General features: G+C 32.1%; 1 protein-coding gene. It reads left to right on the plus strand.

Translation table 11 applies throughout. From position 1 onward, the window contains the following. Positions 1 to 776, plus strand: a 776-nt coding sequence (locus AABL87_RS17705; protein WP_341277697.1) for an ISAon1 family transposase, incomplete at both ends; no start/stop codon positions are given.

A 776-nucleotide genomic window follows, 5' to 3' on the forward strand; every position in this document is an offset into this window, starting at 1 on the left:
GAAGTATGTTTATCTATGGGAGAATTGTACACTATACTGACTTCTAAAGCAGGTAAAGGTCAGAAAAAGACCATTGTAGCGATAGTTAAAGGAACAAAATCAGATACTGTAATAAAGCATCTATCTAAACTACCTAAAAAACTTAGAGATAAAGTTACCGAGATTACTTTAGATATGGCAGGGGCTATGAAACAGATAGCTAAGAAGTGCTTCCCTAAAGCTGTGCAAGTAATTGATCGTTTTCATGTACAAAAGCTTGTAAGTGAAGCTGTACAAGATATTAGAATAAAATATAGATGGGCTGAGCTTGACGCTGAGAACACTGCTGTTTTAAAGGCTAAGGAAGAAGGCATTATATATAATCCTGAAATACTTAGTAATGGAGATACTAAGAAGCAACTTTTAGTTCGCTCACGTTCTCTACTTTATAAAAACCAAATTAATTGGACATCTGACCAACAAGAAAGAGCTAAGATACTATTTGAATTATACCCAGAGATTAAACAAGCCTATCTATTAGCTAATAACCTTAGACAGATATATAATCTACAAATAGATAAAGAAATAGCTATGACTAAGCTTGCTCATTGGTTTAATGATATTGAAAAAGCTTCACTCAAACACTTTAGTACTGTTTTAAAGACGTTTAATGTACACTATAACGAAATCATCAATTACTTTATTAATAGAAGTACAAATGCTTCTGCGGAATCATTTAATGCCAAAATTAAATACTTCCGTATGATGTATAGAGGTGTTAGAGATAAGAAGTTTTT

Source organism: Myroides sp. C4067 (assembly GCF_038039665.1).
Classification (GTDB): Bacteria; Bacteroidota; Bacteroidia; order Flavobacteriales; family Flavobacteriaceae; genus Flavobacterium; species Flavobacterium odoratimimum.